The following is a 254-nucleotide window of genomic DNA, read 5'->3' on the forward strand; positions in this document are numbered from 1 at the left end:
GTCGAAGTTGGCTCCATTTCCCCAGACCTGAACAAAAAATTCACCGGAGTTTTCGTCGATAAATTCCCGCAATTGTAACAGTGCATCATCTAACGGGATTTCATCGGTCATAATGGCAGATTGCGCTTCGCGTGATTGCTTAAGCCACCATTTAATGGTGTCCCGATCAATGACCCCGCCAGCAGTTTCCAGATCGATAGTCTTACTAAATTCCGGTCCCATATCTCCGGTTTGCGGATCGAAAAATATTGCAC

Annotated in this window: 1 protein-coding gene; it reads right to left on the bottom strand. The window is 46.1% G+C overall.

Going from position 1 to position 254, the window contains the following annotated elements:
* On the bottom strand, positions 1 to 254 hold a 254-nt coding region (locus HEN33_RS25940), incomplete at both ends, for a 3'-5' exonuclease (protein WP_183083576.1).

The organism is Escherichia sp. 94.0001 (assembly GCF_013369155.2).
GTDB classification, from domain to species: domain Bacteria; phylum Pseudomonadota; class Gammaproteobacteria; order Enterobacterales; family Enterobacteriaceae; genus Escherichia; species Escherichia coli_F.